At 58.4% G+C, this 17,076-nt stretch carries 17 protein-coding genes; 9 read left to right on the top strand and 8 right to left on the bottom strand.

Annotated features, from left to right (window positions below):
• The first annotated feature begins 8 nt into the window (after positions 1 to 8).
• Positions 9 to 314: a type II toxin-antitoxin system RelE/ParE family toxin gene (locus BN3796_RS16765; RefSeq protein ID WP_061709497.1), complete on the top strand. Its 306-nt coding sequence runs from the start codon at positions 9 to 11 to the stop codon at positions 312 to 314.
• 81 nt (positions 315 to 395) lie between these two features.
• Complete coding sequence (gene nadS / locus BN3796_RS16760; RefSeq protein WP_061709496.1) at positions 396 to 680, top strand: NadS family protein; 285 nt, start codon at positions 396 to 398, stop codon at positions 678 to 680.
• 280 nt (positions 681 to 960) lie between these two features.
• Here nadS and BN3796_RS16755 read toward each other — a convergent pair whose 3' ends face one another.
• Genes BN3796_RS16755 through BN3796_RS16750 form a run of 3 tightly spaced genes read right to left on the bottom strand, consistent with a single transcriptional unit; the run spans position 961 to position 2,374 of the window.
• Positions 961 to 1,461 (bottom strand): Hcp family type VI secretion system effector, encoded by a 501-nt coding sequence (locus BN3796_RS16755; RefSeq protein WP_061709495.1) that lies wholly within the window; start codon positions 1,459 to 1,461, stop codon positions 961 to 963.
• Complete coding sequence (locus BN3796_RS20375) at positions 1,461 to 1,817, bottom strand: putative T6SS immunity periplasmic lipoprotein (RefSeq protein ID WP_073885263.1); 357 nt, start codon at positions 1,815 to 1,817, stop codon at positions 1,461 to 1,463. The genes BN3796_RS16755 and BN3796_RS20375 overlap by 1 nt, the downstream gene beginning before the upstream one ends.
• On the bottom strand, positions 1,814 to 2,374 hold the full coding sequence (locus BN3796_RS16750) for a hypothetical protein (RefSeq protein ID WP_061710048.1): 561 nt from the start codon (positions 2,372 to 2,374) through the stop codon (positions 1,814 to 1,816). The genes BN3796_RS20375 and BN3796_RS16750 overlap by 4 nt, the downstream gene beginning before the upstream one ends.
• A gap of 210 nt (positions 2,375 to 2,584) precedes the next feature.
• On the opposite strand from BN3796_RS16750, the gene BN3796_RS16745 reads away from it, so the two are divergent.
• The 4 genes from BN3796_RS16745 to sitD are packed head-to-tail and all read left to right on the top strand — an operon-like array spanning position 2,585 to position 5,980.
• Entirely contained in the window at positions 2,585 to 3,490 is a 906-nt protein-coding gene (locus BN3796_RS16745) for a metal ABC transporter substrate-binding protein (protein ID WP_061709494.1), read from the top strand.
• 2 nt (positions 3,491 to 3,492) lie between these two features.
• The gene (gene sitB / locus BN3796_RS16740; RefSeq protein WP_061709493.1) at positions 3,493 to 4,299 is read left to right on the top strand and encodes an iron/manganese ABC transporter ATP-binding protein SitB; all 807 of its coding nucleotides are present in this window, start codon (positions 3,493 to 3,495) and stop codon (positions 4,297 to 4,299) included.
• Positions 4,296 to 5,144: an iron/manganese ABC transporter permease subunit SitC gene (gene sitC / locus BN3796_RS16735; RefSeq protein ID WP_061709492.1), complete on the top strand. Its 849-nt coding sequence runs from the start codon at positions 4,296 to 4,298 to the stop codon at positions 5,142 to 5,144. The genes sitB and sitC overlap by 4 nt, the downstream gene beginning before the upstream one ends.
• A complete protein-coding gene (sitD, locus tag BN3796_RS16730; protein WP_061709491.1) occupies positions 5,141 to 5,980 on the top strand; it encodes an iron/manganese ABC transporter permease subunit SitD in 840 nt (279 codons plus the stop codon). The genes sitC and sitD overlap by 4 nt, the downstream gene beginning before the upstream one ends.
• Here the strand turns inward: sitD and entD are convergent.
• Together entD and BN3796_RS16720 are read right to left on the bottom strand one after the other, a co-directional pair.
• Positions 5,916 to 6,605 (bottom strand): enterobactin synthase subunit EntD, encoded by a 690-nt coding sequence (gene entD / locus BN3796_RS16725; RefSeq protein ID WP_061709490.1) that lies wholly within the window; start codon positions 6,603 to 6,605, stop codon positions 5,916 to 5,918. The genes sitD and entD overlap by 65 nt on opposite strands.
• 276 nt (positions 6,606 to 6,881) lie before the next feature.
• The gene (locus BN3796_RS16720; protein WP_061709489.1) at positions 6,882 to 9,131 is read right to left on the bottom strand and encodes a TonB-dependent siderophore receptor; all 2,250 of its coding nucleotides are present in this window, start codon (positions 9,129 to 9,131) and stop codon (positions 6,882 to 6,884) included.
• Between the two features lie 251 nt (positions 9,132 to 9,382).
• Between BN3796_RS16720 and fes the strand changes: the two genes are divergently transcribed.
• The 3 genes from fes to entF are packed head-to-tail and all read left to right on the top strand — an operon-like array spanning position 9,383 to position 14,694.
• A complete protein-coding gene (fes, locus tag BN3796_RS16715) occupies positions 9,383 to 10,591 on the top strand; it encodes an enterochelin esterase (protein WP_061709488.1) in 1,209 nt (402 codons plus the stop codon).
• A 27-nt stretch (positions 10,592 to 10,618) separates the two neighbouring features.
• The gene (locus tag BN3796_RS16710) at positions 10,619 to 10,831 is read left to right on the top strand and encodes an MbtH family protein (RefSeq protein ID WP_061709487.1); all 213 of its coding nucleotides are present in this window, start codon (positions 10,619 to 10,621) and stop codon (positions 10,829 to 10,831) included.
• Positions 10,828 to 14,694, top strand: coding sequence for an enterobactin non-ribosomal peptide synthetase EntF (gene entF / locus BN3796_RS16705; RefSeq protein ID WP_061709486.1), 3,867 nt, complete (start codon positions 10,828 to 10,830; stop codon positions 14,692 to 14,694). Before BN3796_RS16710 ends, entF begins: the two co-directional genes overlap by 4 nt.
• Before the next feature lie 189 nt (positions 14,695 to 14,883).
• Here entF and cmoB read toward each other — a convergent pair whose 3' ends face one another.
• From cmoB to BN3796_RS16690, 3 genes are read right to left on the bottom strand one after another with little or no spacing between them, the layout of a single operon-like run.
• Positions 14,884 to 15,855: a tRNA 5-methoxyuridine(34)/uridine 5-oxyacetic acid(34) synthase CmoB gene (gene cmoB / locus BN3796_RS16700; RefSeq protein ID WP_061709485.1), complete on the bottom strand. Its 972-nt coding sequence runs from the start codon at positions 15,853 to 15,855 to the stop codon at positions 14,884 to 14,886.
• Positions 15,852 to 16,595, bottom strand: a complete 744-nt coding sequence (gene cmoA, locus BN3796_RS16695) for a carboxy-S-adenosyl-L-methionine synthase CmoA (protein WP_061709484.1) — start codon at positions 16,593 to 16,595, stop codon at positions 15,852 to 15,854. The genes cmoB and cmoA overlap by 4 nt, the downstream gene beginning before the upstream one ends.
• A 40-nt stretch (positions 16,596 to 16,635) precedes the next feature.
• Positions 16,636 to 17,031, bottom strand: coding sequence for an MAPEG family protein (locus tag BN3796_RS16690; protein WP_061709483.1), 396 nt, complete (start codon positions 17,029 to 17,031; stop codon positions 16,636 to 16,638).
• Positions 17,032 to 17,076 lie beyond the last annotated feature (45 nt).

Below are 17,076 nucleotides of genomic sequence, written 5' to 3'. Positions count from 1 at the left end.
AATTGTAAATGAGCCATGCAATAGAATTTATCGAAACATTACTTTTTACGCGCCAGATAAAGTGCATCGCGACAGATGATGAATTGAAGGAACTTCAAAAGGAACTGATTGCCAGGCCTGATAAAGGCGACCTGATTCAGCACACAGGTGGCTTGCGTAAAATTCGGATGAGCGCGGGGTCAAGGGGTAAGAGAGGTGGCGGCAGGGTAATCTATTTTCTTGCCACAAAAGAGGTCATCTTTTTGCTCATGGCCTATTCAAAAAGTACCCGGGATCGCCTGACTGATAAAGAGAAAGGTGAACTTAAAAACTAACCGATCTGCTGACCAAAACCACATTGAAAGGGAATCAAGGAGGGTGTACTATGTACCCTACGGAACAAGGAGAGAAATGTGATGAGTATCTTTGATGAACTGAAATCCTCACTGGAAGAGGCTGTTGAGATCCAGTCCGGTAAAAAAATGCCCGCAAGAATAACCCGCTATGAAGTCGCAGATGTTCGTGCAATCAGGGAAGAGCTTAATGTCACCCAAAGCGAAATGGCAAAGGCGCTTGGCACAAGCGTCGATACGATAAAAAGCTGGGAGTCTAAGCGACGTAACCCAACCGGGTTAGCGGCGAAGGTACTCAACGTGATTCGGGAGAATCCGGCGTTTTACAGAGCGCTTGCCGGGCAGTGAGTTGTCCATCATGCCGGGTGGCGGCGATGCCTTACCCGGCCTACAAAATGGTTCTACCGTAGGCCTGATAAGCGAAGCGCCATCAGGCATTAAATACGCAATGGGTTTAAGAGTGATATTTTCTTTCTTAAAATTACCTGCGAGATCGGACTAATGCCGAAGGAATAATGCAGAATTAAAGATTCAGCAAGAAGTCTCGAGAAGCTACGGAAAAAAACATCCGGGAATTGCAGAACGAGCCAATCCGAGCTACGCAGCCATATGCATTATGAGAAGAAAATTATGCGTTATTTTTCTCTTTCTGCGCAGGTTTTATCCATGCATCGTCATAAAGGATATTGCCTTTAACATAATTCCACTGAATGCCCCGAAACCGAAGCCCAACCACTTCATGCATATTCGGCGCTGAGCTGCCGGGGTAATAGACATGTGTGAAATCCAGAGATGAGATCACTACGCTGTCAAGCGTAATGGTATAGATCTCTCTTTCTGCTCCTGCTTCAACAATTTCATAATATTTGATAATGGCTTTTTGCAGGCGTCTGCCCTCGCAGGCGGCAACGGCAAGATAAGGACTCACTTTATCTAATTGCTTATGCAGAGTAACCGGGCTATGTTGTCGTGTTCCGGTCATATTTCCGGTATGACTATCGACGGCTAATTTTATGCCGTAACTGCTGTTCATAATTTCGATAGCACCTTCCCGGCCTGGCATCATGCAGTCGCCCTGAACGAGCATTCCATTCTCATCGTAGAGAAATAAGTAAGCGGGTAATGACATTATAATTCTCCAGGATTAGTTAGTTGCCCATCGTTATCAATAAAAAACTCATGTTCATAATCTTCATCATTTAGACCATAGTTGATTACGTAGGTATATCCATATTTCCAATTGATGTCTATGCAATTGTCAGGGTAGTTAAGATTCAATTGTTCTCTTCCAGAACCCGTCACGATAGTTATATCGCTACCTTCACTAGAGTAAATTGTATAGTAATTAAGTTTGTCTTTTTTATTTACGCTAAAGCAAAGATAATCTCCATTAATGTACGTGGCTCTGGGATGTGGTGCACGTTTGCCTCCAGGACAACCCGTCAGTAAAATGCATAGACTAAGTAAGGTAATTATTTTTTTCATCCAGGAAAACCTCTCAAAATCGCTTGGTATTTCTGAAGAAGGTAATAAATAGTCTCATTTCGATTAAAATCACGATATTCAAATAAATGCTCATTGTTTGTTAATCCATGATATTTCAATAACCAATAATCACTTACTATTGATGCCTGTTGCTCTAAACCATAATGCAATAGATCTGCTTTATCTAAGCTGTATGAATAATCAGCAATGCCAGAAAATAATCCTCTGGTTCTGACAAACATACCTTTTTGCGTCTGCCAGACGTGCATCATTTCATGCATGAATCGATGCTTTTTTCGGAGGCTTTTCTCTAGCGAAAAATCCGGTGAATACGTTTCCTCTCTATACCACATTTCCCCGTTGGGACTCATTGCCACATCAACCGGTTGCAGATTAAATGGAAGATAACTTTCCCTGTGCACCCACACCAGATGATAGCGAATGCTGTAACCGTAAAGTGTCTTAGCGAGAGCAATTTCCCCAATCGTGAGCTGCCTGACCCCACCCTGATTAATCGGGGTTCCCGATGTGGGGTGAATCCTTTCATTAACGGGCATATCAAATCCATTTATTTTGTATGGGTATTGAGCGTAAATCATACTCCTGACCGGGAGAGATTAAAGAAAGCACTTTTCCTAAAAGCCCCCTGATACCCCGCGTTGACATAACTTTAATGATAACAATTTTCATTTAAATATAGCCTGTGCTATATCTTATAGTTCAGGCTAATTTTGCTTTGAATTTAACCACCTCAGGAGACTTCTGCGATGCACCTACTGCAAGGATTGAAGCGTCTGTTGCTCGGCGCGCTGTTAATAACCGCCACCGGCGCGCACGCCGCTGAAAAGTTCCAGGTTATCACCACCTTTACCGTCATCGCGGATATGGCGAAAAACGTGGCGGGTGATGCCGCAGAAGTCACCTCCATTACCAGACCGGGGGCGGAAATCCATGAATATCAGCCCACCCCGGGGGATATCAAACGCGCGCAAAAGGCGCAGCTGATCCTGGCGAACGGTATGAATCTGGAACTCTGGTTCCAGCGCTTTTATCAGCATCTGAACGGCGTGCCGGAGGTGATTGTCACCAAAGGCATCACCCCGATGGGGATCAGCGACGGGCCCTATAACGGCAAGCCCAATCCGCACGCGTGGATGTCGCCGGACAACGCCCTGATTTACGTCGATAACATCCGCGACGCGCTGGTGAAGTACGACCCGGCCAATGCGCAGGCCTATCAGCGTAACGCCGAAGCCTACAAACAGAAAATCACCGCGACGCTGGAACCGCTGCGCAAGCAGGTGGCAGAGATCCCGCAAGACAAACGCTGGATGGTGACCAGCGAAGGGGCCTTCTCCTATCTGGCCCGGGATCTGGGACTGAAAGAGCTTTACCTGTGGCCGATCAACGCCGATCAGCAGGGTACGCCGCAGCAGGTGCGCAAGGTTATCGATCTGGTGAAAAAGCATCAGATCCCGGCGGTGTTTAGCGAAAGCACGGTCTCCGATAAACCTGCCCGCCAGGTGGCGCGGGAAACCGACACCCACTACGGCGGCGTGCTCTACGTCGACTCCCTGAGCGCGAAAAACGGTCCGGTGCCAACCTATATCGATCTGCTCAATGTCACCACCCGCACGCTGGTGCAGGGGATTCATGACGGAATGAAGGAGTAATCATGCAGAAGGGGATTGTTGTCACAGACGTGACCGTGACCTGGCGCAACGGCCATACGGCGCTGCGCGATGCCTCGTTCAGCGTGCCGGGCGGCTCGATTGCCGCCCTGGTGGGGGTAAACGGTTCCGGCAAATCGACGCTCTTTAAGGCGCTGATGGGCTTTGTGCGGGTGGCGAGCGGCGATATCACGATCCTCGGTATGCCGCCTCACCGGGCGCTGCGTCAGAACCTGGTCGCCTACGTGCCGCAGTCAGAGGAGGTCGACTGGTCCTTTCCGGTGCTGGTCGAGGATGTGGTGATGATGGGGCGCTACGGGCATATGGGGTTTCTGCGCCGGCCTAAAGCACGCGATCGGCAGATCGTGACCGAGGCCCTGAAGCGTGTGGATATGCTCGAGCTGCGTCACCGGCAAATTGGCGAACTCTCCGGCGGGCAGAAGAAACGCGTGTTTCTGGCGCGGGCGATAGCCCAGCAGGGGGAGGTGATCCTGCTCGACGAGCCGTTTACCGGCGTGGACGTCAAAACCGAAGCGAAAATTATCAGCCTGCTGCGCGAATTGCGCGACGAGGGCAAAACCATGCTGGTGTCGACGCACAACCTGGGCTCGGTCACGGAGTTTTGCGACTACACGGTGATGGTGAAAGGCACCGTGCTGGCGAGCGGCCCGACGGAAACCACTTTTACCGCTGAGAATCTGGAGCGGGCCTTCAGCGGTGTGCTGCGCCACGTGGTGCTCAGCGGCGCTGAAGAGCGCATTATTACCGACGATGAGCGGCCCTTTGTGACGCGTCGGCAGGAGGTAAAATGAACGCGCTTCTCGAACCCTTTGGCTACGAGTACATGCTCAACGCGATGTGGGTCTCGGCGATGGTGGGTGGGCTGTGCGCCTTTCTTTCGTGTTATCTGATGCTGAAAGGCTGGTCGCTGATCGGCGATGCGCTGTCGCACTCCATCGTACCGGGCGTGGCGGGGGCTTACATGCTCGGGCTGCCCTTCTCGCTGGGGGCCTTTTTATCGGGTGGACTGGCGGCGGGGAGCATGCTGTTTCTCAACCAGCGCAGCCGCCTGAGGGAGGACGCCATTATCGGGCTGATCTTCTCCTCCTTTTTCGGCCTCGGCCTGTTTATGGTTTCGCTCAACCCGACCTCGGTAAACATTCAGACCATCGTGCTCGGCAATATTCTGGCTATCGCCCCGGAAGATATCCTCCAGCTGGCGATTATCGGCGTGGTGTCGATGGTTATCCTGCTGTTCAAATGGAAAGATCTGATGGTGACCTTCTTTGATGAGAACCACGCCCGCGCCATCGGTCTGCGTCCTGAACGGCTGAAGATCCTCTTCTTCACGCTGCTGGCGGTCTCTACCGTGGCGGCGCTGCAAACCGTCGGTGCCTTTCTGGTGATCTGTCTGGTGGTCACCCCCGGCGCAACCGCCTGGCTGCTCACCGACCGCTTCCCGCGCCTGCTGATGATTGCCGTCGCCATTGGCAGCATCACCAGCTTCCTCGGCGCGTGGGCCAGCTACTACCTGGACGGCGCGACCGGCGGCATTATCGTGGTCGCCCAGACGCTGCTGTTCCTGCTGGCGTTCGTCTTTGCGCCGAAGCACGGGCTACTCGCCAGCCGCCGCCGGGCGAAGGAGGTACACCCATGATGGCGCTGCTCCTCGAACCTTTCCAGTTTGCGTTTATGAATAACGCGCTGCTTATTTCCCTTCTGGTGGCCGTACCCTGTGCACTGCTGTCGGTTTTTCTGGTGCTGAAAGGCTGGGCGCTGATGGGCGATGCCATGAGCCACGCGGTCTTTCCCGGCGTCGTGCTGGCGTGGATGATGGGCCTGCCGCTGGCGCTGGGCGCCTTCGTTGCCGGTCTCTTCTGCGCGGTCGCCACCGGATACCTGAAGGATAACAGCCGAATCAAGCAGGATACGGTCATGGGGATCGTCTTTTCCGGCATGTTCGGCGCCGGGCTTATTCTCTACATTGCCGTGAAACCCGAAGTGCATCTCGACCACATTCTGTTCGGCGATATGCTGGGCATTAACGGGATGGACATTGTGCAAAGCGGTATCGTGGCGGGGCTGATTGCGCTGGTCATCGGAGTGAAGTGGCGCGATTTTCTGCTGTTCTGCTTTGATTATCAGCAGGCGCAGGCGAGCGGCCTGCGCACCCGCTGGCTGCACTACGGCTTACTGTGCATGGTTGCCCTGACCATCGTGGCGACGCTGAAAGCGGTGGGGATTATTCTGTCGATTTCGCTGCTGATTGCCCCGGGGGCGATCGCGGTGCTGATCACCCGGCGCTTTCATATGGCGCTGCTGGTCGCGGTCGCCATTTCAGCCCTCGTGTCGGTGAGCGGCGTCTATGCGTCGTTTTATCTCGACAGCGCGCCTGCGCCGACCATTGTGGTGCTGTTCGCGGTGGTATTTATCGTAACGTTTGTGGTGACCAGCGTGCAGGCCCGGCGGCGGGAGAGTGTGACAGCAGCGTAATCACCCCCTCGCCGTTGTGTAGCCAGTGAAGGGTGAAAGCGGTGCCTTCGGCAAACCCCGTCAGCGGACGGGGCAGCGCCAGCGTCAGCGTCTCCTCGTCCAGCATGGTGACGCGGGCGGCTTCAAATCCCATAAACGCCTGCACCTGCGGGAAGAGGGCCTTAAACAGGCTCTCTTTGGCGCTGAATACCAGCGTCAGGGCGAGGGCGAACGGGTATCCCGAGCGGGAAAGCACGGTCTCTTCCTCTGTATCAATGATGCCGTCTTTGATCTCCCTGGCTTCGTTTTCGGGGGGGATCGTTTCGCAATCGATGCCGATAAGCGCAGGGTGTTGCGTGACAATGGCCATAGCCTGCGTACCGCTGTGGGTGATGCTGCCGGAAATGCCGTCCGGCCAGAGTGGTTCTCCGCCGGGGCCGATGCCGGGAACCGTGTGGTCAGGTAAGGCATGCGCGGCGGCGATGCGCCCGGCCAGGTGATCGGTTTTGCGTTTGCGTCCGGCGTTAGCCAGCAGCGCGTAGTGGGGGAGCCAGAGAAGATCGGCGTCGCTGAAGGTGGTGGGGTCGAAAAAGATGCGGTGAACGGTGTGGCCGGCAAGAGAAAATGTGCTGTGGGTGGTGTGCATGGTTTTCCCCTATTTGACAGTGTGGCGTGGGGCCCCTCACCCCGGCCCTCTCCCCAAAGGGGAGAGGGAGAAAACACTAAAAACGCAGCGGGGTTGCCGTTTTGCTTTTACCTTGCCCTCACCCCGGCCATCTCCCCAGAAGGGAGAGGGAGAAAATACTAAAACGGCAGCGGGGCTGCCGTTTTGCTTTTACCTTGCCCTCACCCCGGCCATCTCCCCAAAGGGGAGGGGGAGAAAACACTAAAAACGGCAGCGGGGCTGCCGTTTTGCTTTTACCTAGAATCGCGTATTCACGCTCATATACCAGGTACGGCCAGGCTCGTTGTAAGTATATGCCCCTGCGCCATACATATAGGCGCCAGTCGTGGCGTTGCCCGTGGTCTGGGCATTACCTGCACGCCACTGGCGCTTATCAAAGACGTTATCCACGCCGCCGGTCAGGCTGACGTTTTTGGTCACGTCCCAGGTCGCGCTCAGGCCCACAATGCTGTACGGGCTCACCTCATCCGTCTCGGAGCCGGTCGCCGGTTCGCCTTTGTAGTTGTACTTCTTCGGCTGCTGCTTGCCGTACCAGGTGAAGGTCGACTGCAATGACACATCCTGACGTACCTGCCAGCTGAGGGTCGAGTTCAGCGTGTACTCCGGGATGATCGACAGACGGTCGCCAGTCTCCTTGTTCTTGCTTTGCAGCATCCAGGTGATGTTGTTGGTCCAGTTGATGGTATCGCTGACCGGCACGTTCAGCGTCCCTTCCAGTCCTTCCACCACCGCTTTCGGCACGTTTTCCCACTGGTAAATATCGGTCTGTACCTTACCGGAAGAGGTATGGCCAATCGGCGCATAGCCCGCTTCAATCTTGTCGCGATAGTCGTTACGGAACCAGGTCACGCCCGCCAGCCAGCCGTCGCGCTTCCACTCCAGCCCAACCTCTTTGTTGATGCTGGTTTCGGCCTTCAGATCGTCATTACCCAGCATGTAACAGCCCACGCCGTCGCTGCTGGCATAGCAGCCCTGGCCTTTACTGTACAGCAGGTAGTTCGGGTTGGTCTGGTAAAGGCTCGGCGCTTTATAGGCGCGGGCGATGCCCATCTTCAGCGTAAAGTCATCGCCAAGCCCCTGAGAGAGGTTCAGGGAGGGGCTCCAGTTATTACCCACAATGGTGTGATGATCGAAGCGCAGTGCCGGAGTCAGCATGGTGCTCTCGGTCAGCTCCATGTTGTCTTCCGCGAACAGGGAGAAAATCTCCGCCGAGGAGTAGGGGCTGCGGTCGTTGGACATACCGGGGATCGCGCCCCCCTGCAGAGCCTGGGTGTTAGAGGCACTATCCTTCATCCGCTGCTGGTTCCACTCGGTGCCCAGCGTCAGGTTCTGGTTGACGATAAAGTCGATCGGCAGGTTGATTTCGCTGTGCAGCATCACATCGGCCAGATCGGTGTCGGTAAATTTATTGCTGTTGAACAGCCCCTCCGTTCCCCCGGCGAGACCTTCGCCCAGACGGGAGTTGCGGGTATGCTCGTACTGCGCCCAGTTGCTGGTGGTGATGCCGTTATCCCAGCCGCCGTTCCAGGTCACCGCGTAGTGCTGGCGATAGATCCGGTTAGTCTCTTTGCCGTAGTTTTTCTTCACCAGGCCGTTAGTGCTGTTGTCGTTGTTGGTATTCTGGGTATCGCCCGCGTAGAGGTTATTCTGACGGCTGTAGCCCGCCTCAAACTCCAGCGACTGCATCGGGGCAAAATCCCAGCGCAGCACGCCGTTAATATCTTTATCTTCCACCCCTTCGCGGCCTGCCGGCAGGGTATCCGCGTAGATGCCGGTACGCTCAGACTGGTGACCGTCGTTAATATCCCAGGCGTCTGCCTGGGTTTTATCCAGATTACCGTACATGCGGAAGCTGAAATCGCCGCCCAACGGGCCGCTCAGGCTGAAGTTAGTGCGTTTTGTGGAACCCTCATCTTTATGCTCAGGGGCATTGAGGTAGGTGTTCCAGGAGCCATGCCACTGGCTATCGAATTTTTTGGTGATGATGTTCACCACGCCGCCTGCCGCGCCGTTACCGTAACGCGCCGCCGCCGGGCCGCGGATCACCTCGATACGTTCGATCATCTCTGGCGGCACCCAGCCGGTATCGCCGCGAGTATCGCGCTCGCCGCGCCAGCCCAGACGGATGGAGTTGCGGCTGGTAACCGGCTTGCCGTCGATCAGAATCAGGGTGTTTTCCGGACCCATGCCACGGATGTCGATCTGGCGGTTATTACCGCGCTGGCCGCTGGTGGAGTTACCGGTCAGGTTTACGCCCGGCATGGTGCGGATAATTTCCGACACGTCGCGGGCGGGGGGATTTTTACGAATTTCATCGGCGGTAATGGTGGAGACGCCCGGCGCCTGGAGATTCTGCTCGGCGGCGGTGATCACCATCGTCTCTTCCTGTGGCGCGCTACCGGTTGTCTCCTGCGCCATTGTCGGCAGCGCAACGCCATAAATTCCCACGTTGACCAGGAAGGCCAGGGAGTGAATCTTCTTATTCATTTTATGTCCTGCTTTTCGTTGCCGCGCCTCTCCGGGCTCCGTTCCCGAAAGGGAGAGAAGACAGCATGTTGTTCCGTCTCCTGCGTAAGCGTTCCCCTCCCGGGCGCACACAGGGCGAAGTCTCTTTTTTTTATCAACGCGCTTGCCACAGCGCGGGCACTACGCTATTGCAAATGCAAATTGTTATCAATAATATTATCAATAATTTTTGGCATCTAATAAAAAAATATGCATTTACATGAGGTTAAAGAGTGACGGCGCAAGTAACGGGAAGTGATGGCTGGTGGCAATCGAAGCGAGGCCCGCAGACGGTACGCGAAGGGGAGCATTACCGCGTGACCTTCTGGTGGCGCGATCCGGCCGGAACGGAACTTACCTCCCCCGTGAAGCGTGTCTGGATCTATATCACCGGCGTGACTGACCACCATCAGAACGCCAGGCCGCAGTCGCTGGCGCGCGTGCCGGGCACTGATGTCTGGCAGTGGGAGGGGGAGTTCAGCCCCGGCTGGCGCGGCAGTTACTGCTTCATTCCCTCTGATAACGCGCAGGACTTTGCCACAGATGTGTTTCATGGTGCCCTCCCGGATCGGATGGCGCTGCGCGAAGGCTGGCGCAAGCTTTTACCGAAGGCGATTGCCGATCCGCGTAATCCGCTGAGCTGGCGCGGCGGCCGGGGCCACCCGGTCTCGGCGCTGGAGATGCCCGACGCCCCGCCGCAGCCCGGCTGGGATTGCCCCGATGCGCCTTACACTCCCCCGAAGCAGATTCGCTGGCGCAGCCAGCGGCTCGGCAACGCGCGTCGCGTCTGGCTATTTACCACCGGCGAGACGACAGCGAAAGCGCGCCCGCTGGTCATTCTGCTGGATGGCCAGTTCTGGGCTGAAAGTATGCCGGTATGGCCGGCGCTGGCGGCGCTGACGGCGGAAGGCAAACTGCCCCCGGCGGTCTATCTGCTGATTGATGCTATCGACACCACCCATCGCAGCCGCGAACTGCCCTGTAATCCCGCCTTCTGGCAGGCGATCCAGGAGGAGTTACTGGAGCAGGTGCGCGCGCTGGCCCCCTTCAGCGATCGCGCCGATCGCACCGTGGTGGCGGGGCAGAGCTTCGGCGGGCTCTCCTCCCTGTACGCCGCCCTCAACTGGCCGCAGCGTTTCGGCTGCGTGCTGAGCCAGTCCGGATCGTACTGGTGGCCGCACCGGGGCGGTCAGGAGGAGGGGCTATTAACGACGCAGCTGAAAGCGGGTGAAAAAACCGCGCACGGGCTGCGCATTGTGATCGAGGCGGGCCGCCGGGAACCGCTGATTTTTCGTACCAGTCAGGAAATTTATACCCAACTACAACACACAGCACAGTCGATTTTCTGGCGTCAGGTTGACGGCGGACATGATGCGCTCTGCTGGCGGGGCGGGCTAACGCAGGGGCTGATAACCCTCCTGGATCCGCTCAGCAGCCAGTGACGCGCTTTTTTACGACAGGAGTTTGCTATGGAATTACGTCATCCTTTTGACGATCCGCAGGGGCAGTTCACCCTTCTACGTAACAGACAGAATCAGTACAGTCTCTGGCCGCAGCAGTGCGCGCTGCCCGCGGGCTGGGAAGTGGTTTGTGCGCCGCAGTCGCAGGAGGCGTGCCAGCAGTGGCTGGCGGAGCACTGGCAGACGCTGCTGCCCGTCCATTTTGCCGGGGAGAGAAGATGATGCGTTATCCTCTGGTAGCCGCCCAGCCGGGGATCTGGATGGCGGAACAGCTCTCCAGCCTGCCCAACGCCTGGAGCGTGGCTCACTACGTCGAGCTGAAGGGCGACATTGATGCCCCCCTGCTGGCAAAAGCGGTGGTGGCAGGCATGATGCAGGCTGATACCCTGCGAACCCGCTTTGAAGAGGATAACGGCGAGATCTGGCAGTGGATCGACGAATCAATGGCCCTCGCCGGGCCGCAAATTATCGACCTGCGCGCTTGTGCCGATCCCCATGCGGCGGCGCTGGCGCGCATGGAGGCGGATCTCAGCCAGAACCTGCGCGTCGACAGCGGCGAGCCGCTGGCGTGTCATCTGCTGCTGCAGGTGGGCGAGCAACACTGGTACTGGTATCAGCGCTATCACCATCTGGTGGTGGATGGCTTCAGTTTCCCGGCGATTACCCGCCAGATTGCCGCGATCTACAGCGCATGGCGTCATCATCTGCCGACGCCTGCATCGCCCTTTACCCCCTTTGCGGAGGTGGCAGACGAATATCAGCGCTACCGCGACAGCGACGCCTGGCATCGCGACGCCGCTTTCTGGGCTGAACAGCGCCGCCAGCTTCCGCCGCCGGTGTCGCTTTCCGCCGCGCCGCTGCCGGGACGTGCCGCCAGCAGCGAGATCCTGCGCATGAAGCTTAAGGACAGCCGCGATTTTCGCCAGCTTGCGCAGCGCGCAGGCCAGGTGCAGCGCACCGATCTGGCCCTGGCGCTGGTGGCGCTCTGGCTGGGCCGTCTCACCGGACGACCGACGTATGCCGCCGGGTTTATCTTTATGCGCCGCATGGGGTCGGCGGCGCTGACCGCCACCGGACCGGTGCTCAACGTGCTGCCGCTGGCGGTGACCATTGACCCCCGGGAAACCCTGCCGGGGCTGGCCGCGCGTCTTGCAGGACAGCTTAAGAAGATGCGTCGTCACCAGCGCTACGACGCCGAGCAGATTGTCCGCGACAGCGGGCGTCCCGCGGGAGAATCGCCGCTGTTTGGCCCGGTACTGAACGTGAAGGTCTTTGATTACCAGCTCGCGCTCGAGGGTGTGGAGGCGACGACCCACACCCTGGCGACCGGTCCGGTGAACGATCTGGAGCTGGCACTCTTCCAGGACGAAGAGGGCGGGCTGAGCATAGAGATCCTTGCCAACGCGCAGCGTTACGATGGAGCCACGCTTGGCCGCCACGTCGCGCGTCTGCATGCCCTGCTGGCGCAGTTTGCCGCCAACGGCGAGCTGACCTGCGGGGAGGCGGAAATGCTTCTGCCGCAAGAGTACCGGCAGCTTGCGGAAATCAACGACACCGCCGTGATGTTGCCCGAAACCACGCTGAGCGCGCTGGTGGCGGAGCAGGCGCGAAAAACGCCTGAGGCTCCGGCGCTGGCGGATGGGCAGATAACGCTCACCTACCGCGAGATGCGCGAGCAGGTGGTGGCGCTGGCCACGATCCTGCGCGAGCGCGGCGTGAAGCCCGGCGACAGCGTGGCGGTGGCGCTGCCGCGCTCCGTATTCCTGACGCTGGCGCTGCACGCCATCGTCGAGGCGGGGGCTGCCTGGCTGCCGCTGGATACCGGCTACCCGGACGATCGCCTGCGCATGATGCTGGAGGATGCGAAGCCGTCGCTGCTTATCACCACCGACGATCAGCTGTCGCGCTTTCGCGATCTGCCCGTCAGTAAGTTTAGTTACAACACACTAATGGCGGGGCAGGGGAGCGAGCCGCTCAACCTCGCGCGTCCGCACCAGACCGCCTATATCATCTTCACCTCCGGCTCGACAGGACGTCCGAAAGGGGTGATGGTGGGGCATACCGCCATCGTCAACCGCCTGTTGTGGATGCAAAACCACTATCCGCTCGATGCAAGCGACGTGGTGGCGCAGAAAACGCCGTGCAGCTTTGACGTCTCGGTCTGGGAGTTCTGGTGGCCCTTTATCGCCGGGGCGAAGCTGGTGATGGCCGAGCCGGAAGCGCACCGCGATCCGCTGGCGATGCAGCACTTCTTTGCCCGTTACGGTGTCACCACTACCCATTTTGTTCCCTCTATGCTGGCCGCCTTTGTCGCCGCATTAACCCCGGAAAATGCGGCCTGCTGCCGGAGCCTCCGACGGGTCTTTTGCAGCGGCGAGGCGCTCCCTGCCGCGCTCTGTCGCGAATGGGAGCAGCTTACCCGCGTGCCGCTGCATAACCTCTACGGTCCGACGGAAGCGGCGGTGGATGTCAGCTGGTATCCCGCCTGGGGTGACACGCTGGCGGCGGTCACCGGCAACAGCGTGCCGATCGGTTTTCCGGTATGGAATACGGGGCTGCGCATTCTCGACAGCATGATGCGCCCGGTGCCGCCCGGCGTGGCGGGGGATCTTTATCTCACCGGCATTCAGCTGGCGCAGGGCTATCTGGGCCGCCCGGATCTGACCGCCAGCCGCTTTATCGCCGACCCGTTTGCCCCGGGCGAGCGGATGTATCGCACCGGGGATGTGGCCCGCTGGCTGGATAACGGCGCGGTGGAGTATCTGGGGCGCAGCGACGACCAGCTGAAAATCCGCGGCCAGCGCATAGAGCTGGGCGAAATTGACCAGGCGTTGCTCTCCCTGCCGGACGTGGCGCAGGCGGTGACGCACGCCTGCGTCATCAACCAGGCGGCGGCCACCGTGGGCGACGCGCGCCAGCTGGTGGGCTATCTGGTCTCGGAGTCGGGGCTGCCGCTGGATCGCGATGCGCTGCGCGAGCGCCTGAAGGCGCAGCTGCCGCCGCACATGGTGCCGGTCCTGCTGCTGCAGATCGGCGCGCTGCCGCTCTCCGCCAACGGTAAGCTGGATCGCAAGGCGTTGCCGCTGCCCGAGCTGACTTGCCACACCGCTGGCCGGGCGCCGGAAACGGAGACTGAAGTGGCGGTGGCGCAGGCCTTTGCCGCGCTGCTGGGCTGCGACGTGAACGATAGCGAAGCGGACTTCTTTGCCCTGGGCGGTCACTCTCTGCTGGCGATGCGCCTGGCGGCGCAGCTCAGCCGCACCTTCTCCCGCAAGGTGACGCCGGGACAGATTATGGTGGCCTCGACGGTGAGTCAGCTTGCCGCTCTGCTGGAGAGCGAGCTGAGCGATGAGCAGGCAGAGCGGCTGGGCCATGAGACGCTCCTTCCGCTACGTAAAGGGAGCGGGCCGACGCTGTTCTGCTTCCATCCCGCCTCCGGCTTTGCCTGGCAGTTTAGCGTGCTGGCGCGCTACCTCGATCCGCGCTGGAGCATCACCGGTATTCAGTCGCCGCGCCCCGAGGGGCCAATGGCACAGTGTGCCACGCTCGACGAGGCGATCGCGCACCATCTGGCAACCCTGCGGGTACAGCAGCCGCACGGGCCATATTATCTGCTGGGGTATTCGCTCGGCGGCACGCTGGCCCAGGGGATTGCCGCCCGGCTGCGCGAAGAGGGAGAGACGGTGGCGTTTCTCGGTCTGCTGGATACCTGGCCGCCGGAGACGCAAAACTGGTCAGAAAAAGAGGCCAACGGACTCGACCCCGAGGTGCTGGCGGAGATCGAGCGCGAGCGTCAGGCATTTATCGCCGCTCAGCAGGGGCAGACCTCCGGCGAACTCTTCCGCGCCATTGAAGGCAACTACGCGGATGCGGTGCGCCTGCTTACTACCGCCCACAGCGCCAGGTTTGACGGCAAAGCGACGCTGTTTGTCGCCAGCCGTACGCAGACAATGGATCCGCATCAGGCATGGGCGCCGTGGGTAAGCGAGCTGGAGGTCTCTTATCAGGATTGCGCCCACGTGGATATCATCTCCGCAGAGGCGTTTGAGTCGATTGGCCCGGTGCTAAAGGAGAAGCTGGGCTAGGTTGTGTTTCACCTTCTCCTCTCGGAGGAGAGGACCGGAGTGCGAGGCTGTTTTTCACCTTCACCTCTCGGAGGAGAGGACCGGAGTGCGAGGCTGTTTTTCACCCTCTCCTCTTGGAGGAGAGGACCGGAATGCGAGGCTGTTTTTCACCCTCTCCCCTTTGGGGAGAGGGCTGGGGTGAGGGGCCCGTCAGGGCTTCGTCGCAATCAGCACCGCGCGCACCGGCGCGGGATAGCCTTCCACCGTTCTGCTCTGATCTTTCGGGTCGAGAAAATCGGCCAGCGATTCGGTAGTCATCCACCCGGTGCGACGCTGCTCTTCGGTTGTCGTCACACACTCGTCGGCGATACGGATATCGACAAAACCACACTTCGCCAGCCAGTTTTTCAGCGCCAGCGCGGAAGGGATAAAGTAGACGTTACGCATCTGCGCATAGCGATCGCCCGGGACCAGCACCGTATGTTCATCGCCCGGAACGACCAGCGTCTCCAGCACCAGCTCGCCGCCGCTGACCAGCTGATCCTTAAGCTGCCACAGATGCTCCAGCGGTGAACGCCGGTGGTAGAGCACCCCCATGGAAAAGACGGTATCAAAGGCCTTCAGAGCGGGAAGCTGTTCGATGCCAAGCGGCAGCAGGTGGGCGCGCTGGTCATTGCCCAGCAGCTTGCGCACCGCCTCGAACTGGCAGAGAAAGAGCTGGGTGGGATCGATGCCGACCGCCAGATGCGCGCCCGCGCCAATCATGCGCCACAGGTGATAGCCGCTGCCGCAGCCGACATCCAGAATGGTGCGCCCGCTCAGATCGGAGAGGTGCGGCAACACGCGCTCCCATTTCCAGTCAGAACGCCACTCGGTGTCGATATCGACGCCATACAGCGAAAACGGCCCTTTGCGCCAGGGCATCAGGTTGCGCATTAGCTTCTCGATACGCCGTTTTTGCCCTTCATCCAGCGGCGTTTCGCTCTGCGCCGTCACGCTGTGCAGCAGATCGAGTTTATAAGGGGCCATCTCCGGCAGAAACTCTACCGCGTTATTCCACTGTTTGAACTGTCCATGGAGGGCATCGCGCTGCCAGGCGGCGATCTGCGCGGGCAGCGTCTCCAGCCAGTGGCAGAGATGATTTTTCGCGATCAGCTGGTAGAAGTTACTGAAGTCAATCATGCGGATTTACTGTCCTTCAGCGCCACCAGCGAGCCAAAGTTAAAGCACTGGAACCACAGCTCGCTATGTTCAAATCCCGCCTGGCGCAGACGCGCCTTGTGGGTCTCCACCGAGTCGGTCAGCATCACATTCTCCAGCATGCTGCGCTTCTGGCTGATCTCCAGCTCGCTGTAGCCGTTGGCCCGCTTGAAGTCATGATGCATGTTAAACAGCAGTTCACCCACCTTCGCATCTTCAAAGCTGAATTTTTCCGACAGCACCAGCGCGCCGCCCGGATTCAGCCCCTGATAAATTTTGTCCAGCAGCAGCTGGCGATCGTCCGGCGCCAGAAATTGCAGGGTAAAATTCAGCACGACCATGGAGGCGTTCTCGATGGTGATATTACGGATATCGCCCTCAATCACCTCTACCGGGGTGGTGGCTTTCCAGGCGTCAATATGGCGGCGGCAACGTTCCACCATCGCGGGGGAGTTATCCACGGCGATGATCTTACAGCCTGCCTGATTGACGTTACGGCGGATGGAGAGCGTCGCGGCGCCGAGTGAGCAGCCCAGATCGTAGACCTGCGTATCGGGCTGAACGAAGCGCTCAGCCAGCATGCCGATCATTGAAATAATATTGGAATAACCAGGAACCGAGCGCTGAATCATATCCGGGAAGACTTCAGCTACCCGTTCATCGAAGGTCCAGTCGCCCAGGCTGGCGATAGGCGCGGAAAAAAGCGTGTCGCGATCAGACATAACGTTACTATCCGGGAAAAATAAAGGGGCGTATTGTGCGCTAACGCAGCGAGAAAACCAACTCCCACGGCATATACCACAGGTTAGCCAGCACCATTAGCAAAAGCGAGCACCAGGTGGCGCTCATGCCGGAACGACGCCAGCGAATCAGGCGATGATGAAAACCGTAATAGTGCATCAGGCGGCCGGCAATCAGCAGGATGCCGCAGACGTGCACCATCCAGGTTTCCGCGCCGTTCATCTCCATAAACAGCAGCAGAATCAGCGCCACGGGGATGTACTCCACCGCGTTGCCGTGAATACGGATAGCGCTTTGCAGCTCTGAAAAGCCCCCGTCACCATAGGAGACGCGGTACTGCGTTCTCAGGCGCACGACATCGAATGAAAATTTAATCAGCAGTAATGCACCCAACACCGCATACAACGCGCTGACCATACTTACTCCCTGTTTTTGGCAGATGGCGCGTCTATGATAGGCGCA

The organism is Pseudenterobacter timonensis (assembly GCF_900021175.1).
Classification (GTDB): domain Bacteria; phylum Pseudomonadota; class Gammaproteobacteria; order Enterobacterales; family Enterobacteriaceae; genus Enterobacter; species Enterobacter timonensis.
Note: the sequence above shows the minus strand (reverse complement) of the source record. Positions and strands in the feature narration are given on the sequence as shown.